Consider the following 3,871-nt stretch of genomic DNA (forward strand, 5'->3'; position numbering starts at 1 on the left):
GTTGCGCTTGTCTTCCGACTCAGGCTGCCGACCCGCCGACAGTCAGCCCGTCCATCAGCACTGTCGGTTGACCCACACCCACGGGCACCCATTGACCGTCCTTGCCGCAGGTGCCCATACCCGGATCCAAAGCCATATCATTGCCAAGGCCGCGGATACGTTTCAACGCCGAAGGCCCGTCGCCGATCAGCGTGGCCCCTTTGACAGGCGCTCCGATCTTGCCGTTTTCGACCTGATACGCCTCGGTACACGAGAAAACGAACTTGCCGTTGGTGATGTCGACCTGGCCGCCTCCGAATCCAACCGCCCAGATGCCGTCTTTAATATCTGCCACCAAAGCTGCCGGATCAGCGTCGCCCCCCAACATGATCGTATTGGTCATGCGGGGCATTGGCTTGTGCGCATAGCTTTGCCGCCGCCCGTTGCCCGTGGGCGCAACGCCCATCAGCCGGGCGTTTTGCCGATCCTGCATGTAGCCGGTCAGGATGCCGTCCTCGATCAGCACGGTGCGTGAGCTGGGCGTGCCCTCATCATCCACAGTGATCGAGCCGCGACGGTCGGCAATCGTGCCGTCATCCACCACGGTCACGCCCTTGGATGCAATCTGTTGCCCCATCAGCCCGGCAAAGGCCGAGCTTCCCTTGCGGTTGAAATCGCCCTCTAGCCCGTGACCGATGGCTTCGTGCAGCAAAATACCGGGCCAGCCGGGGCCAAGTGCAACCTCCATCACGCCGGCAGGCGCGGGAACCGCGTCCAGATTGACCAACGCGATGCGCAGGGCTTCGCGCGCCTTGGCCTGCCAGTCGGCCGGGTCGATCAGCCCGCTCAGGCCAACCCGCCCGCCGCCACCGGCCGATCCGCTTTCGCGCCGCCCGTCCTGTTCAACAATGACCGAGACATTCACGCGCGTCATGGGGCGCACGTCACGCACCATCACACCATCGGGTCGCAGAATTTCCACCTCCTGCACGGCGGCTGCGATCATTGCGCTAACCTGAACCACCCGCGGATCCAGGTCGCGGGCAAAGGCGTCAATCTCCCGCAGGGTTTCGATTTTCACCGGGAAGGCGGCAGATTCGATTGGGTCTTCGTCCGTGTACAGGCGCGTATTCGTGGGCCGGGGGGCTTCGGCGAGCGTTCCGCCTCCATCGCCAACCGCCAGTCGCGCGGTCTCGGCAGCACGTTTCAGCGCGGCAATCGATACATCAGTCGAATGCGCGTACCCGGCCACTTCGCCCTGAACGGCGCGCAGGCCAAACCCCTCGGATGCGTCATAAGACGCGGTGCGCAGACGCCCGTCGTCAAACACCAGAGATTCGGATTTCCGACGCTCGACAAACAGCTCTCCATCCTCGGCCCCGTCCGTTGCCGAACGCAATATGGCCAGTGCTTCATCTTGCGGCAGGGCGCTCTCAAAGGGGCGAAACGGGGCTTCAGGCATGGGTAGCGACCTTTCGGGTTTGATCCAGATCAAAAATAGCGTCTGTTTGACGCAAGCATTTTGCTTTATCTACCCGCTGGAATATGGTTTTTAACGCGGCCAAAGACAACGGGAGAGGTGCGACCGATTCACACCTTTCCGTCAGGGACGCAAAGATCAAACGATCAGGACAGAACATGAAGAATGCTTTGATGCTTTCAGGGTTTATGACAGCCCTCTCCAGCCTACCCGCCATGGCTCAGGAGCTTGAGATTATCGGCAAGCCGGTAGACGGCGGCATGGGCTTTCAGCCCGCGGCCACCAGCCTTGCCACAGGAATCCAGAAGCTGGACAGCATGATTCTTGTGATCATCACCGCGGTCTGTCTGCTGGTTGCAGCTTTGCTGGTCTATTGCATCGTGCGCTACAATCAGCGCGCAAATCCGACCCCGGCACGTTTCTCGCACTATACCCCTGTTGAAATCGCCTGGACCTTGGGTCCGATCTTGATTCTGGTGTTTATTGGCGCGTTCTCGTTGCCAGTTCTTTTCAAACAGCAGGAAATCCCGGAAGGTGACATCACCATCAAAGTCGTCGGCAACCAGTGGTACTGGACCTACGAATATGTTGATCACGATTTCGCATTCGACAGCTATCTGCTGGGCCATCCGGCGACCCTGGACGAGGGCGCACGCCCCGCAGATGCGGATGTAACGCCGTTTGTTCTGGATGACGCAATGCGCGCCAAGCTGATCGATGCAGGCTACAGCGATGATGAATGGCTGCTGGCCACGGACACCGCAGTAGTCGTTCCGGTCGGCAAGGTCATCGTGATGCAGGTGACTGCATCCGACGTGATCCACTCGTGGACCATCCCGGCCTTTGGCGTAAAGCAGGACGGTGTGCCCGGACGTCTGGCCGAGCTGTGGTTTCAGGCCGACAAGGAAGGCATCTATTTTGGTCAGTGTTCGGAACTGTGTGGCAAGGACCACGCCTATATGCCGATTACCGTCAAGGTCGTAAGCCAGGAAGTCTATGACGAATGGCTGCAGGGCGCGATCGAAGAATACGCGGGCCTGCCGCAAAGCTATCAGGTCGCCTCGAACTGAGCGCGATAGGGGCGGGTTGAACCCCGTCTGACACAAAACTCAGACTGCGCGGGCGATCCGCGCAGTTTTCGCCCCAAAAGGACCGGAAATGACCGACGCAAGCATCAATGCCAGCACAGTGACCGCCCGGGCGGACGAGGCCGGCTTTGGCGATTACTTCGCCCTGCTGAAGCCGCGCGTGATGTCGCTGGTCGTGTTCACGGCATTGGTCGGTTTGTTGGCGGCGCCTGTTCCTGTCCATCCCTTCGTCGGTTTTTGCGCCATCCTGTTCATCGCTATCGGCGGCGGAGCATCAGGCGCGCTGAACATGTGGTGGGACGCGGATATCGACCGTGTCATGAAGCGCACCAAGTCCCGCCCGATCCCTTCTGGCAAGGTCGAGGAAGGCGAGGCGCTGGCCGTTGGTCTGGCTCTGTCGGGTCTGTCGGTGATCATGCTGGGCCTTGCGACCAACTGGTTCGCAGGCGCGTTTCTGGCCTTCACCATCTTCTTCTATGTTGTCGTCTACACGATGTGGCTGAAGCGTTCGACGCCGCAGAACATCGTGATCGGTGGCGCAGCTGGCGCGTTCCCTCCGGTGATTGGCTGGGTGGCCGCCACGGGATCGATGTCGGTCGAGCCTTGGCTGATGTTTGCCCTGACCTTCATGTGGACGCCGCCGCATTTCTGGGCGCTGGCCCTGTTCATGCGCTCGGACTATGACGACGCGGGCGTGCCGATGCTGACCGTCACCCACGGTCGCCGGGCGACACGTGTCCATATCCTAGTCTATACAGCACTGCTGGCCCTGCTGGCCGTCGGAACTGCATTTTCGGGCATTGGCGGCCCGATCTATCTGACCGTTGCATTGGTTCTGAACATCCTGTTCCTGCGGGGCGCGTGGAAAATCTCGCGCCGGACCGAGGACGATTCCGAGGCCGATAACTTCAAGGTTGAACGCGGTTTCTTCAAGCTGTCGCTGCTGTATCTGTTCCTGCATTTCGGTGCCGTTCTGGCCGAAGCCTTGCTAAAACCCTATGGTCTGGGGGGATGGTCATGAGCCTTCGCAAAGACCACGAGCTGCATCAGCGCCGGTTCAGCCGCAATCTGGGTGTGGGCCTGACGCTGGCTGCCTTTATCGTGATTATCTTTGGCCTGACCATCGTCAAGGTCTCGGGCACTGATTTCAACAGGGCGACGCAAGAGGTTCAGAACTGATGGCGTTGTCCGGTCCTCAGAAAACGGTTGTCCAGACCGTCGGCGTGGTTGTCCTGATGGGCAGTCTCGCCTGGGCATCGGTGCCGTTTTACAACTGGTTCTGCCGGGTGACCGGATTTGGCGGCACCACTGGTGTTGCCGAAAC

Annotated in this window: 4 protein-coding genes and 1 pseudogene; 4 read left to right on the forward strand and 1 reads right to left on the reverse strand. The window is 60.2% G+C overall.

Going from position 1 to position 3,871, the window contains the following annotated elements; all coding sequences use genetic code 11:
* Positions 1 to 19 precede the first annotated feature (19 nt).
* Positions 20 to 1,441, reverse strand: coding sequence for a metalloprotease TldD (gene tldD / locus AC2FNC_RS20385; RefSeq protein ID WP_496716509.1), 1,422 nt, complete (start codon positions 1,439 to 1,441; stop codon positions 20 to 22).
* Positions 1,442 to 1,617: 176 nt separating this feature from the next.
* On the opposite strand from tldD, the gene coxB reads away from it, so the two are divergent.
* From coxB to AC2FNC_RS20405, 4 genes and pseudogenes are all read left to right on the forward strand, one after another.
* On the forward strand, positions 1,618 to 2,529 hold the full coding sequence (coxB, locus tag AC2FNC_RS20390) for a cytochrome c oxidase subunit II (RefSeq protein ID WP_480473697.1): 912 nt from the start codon (positions 1,618 to 1,620) through the stop codon (positions 2,527 to 2,529).
* Positions 2,530 to 2,617: 88 nt separating this feature from the next.
* Complete coding sequence (gene cyoE, locus AC2FNC_RS20395) at positions 2,618 to 3,568, forward strand: heme o synthase (RefSeq protein ID WP_480518862.1); 951 nt, start codon at positions 2,618 to 2,620, stop codon at positions 3,566 to 3,568.
* Complete coding sequence (locus AC2FNC_RS20400; protein WP_267363054.1) at positions 3,565 to 3,726, forward strand: cytochrome c oxidase system small membrane protein; 162 nt, start codon at positions 3,565 to 3,567, stop codon at positions 3,724 to 3,726. The genes cyoE and AC2FNC_RS20400 overlap by 4 nt, the downstream gene beginning before the upstream one ends.
* A pseudogene (locus AC2FNC_RS20405) lies at positions 3,726 to 3,871 on the forward strand (cytochrome c oxidase assembly protein); the annotation flags it as partial. The gene AC2FNC_RS20400 and the pseudogene AC2FNC_RS20405, both read left to right, overlap by 1 nt.

Source organism: Ruegeria sp. BHSA123 (assembly GCF_059613425.1).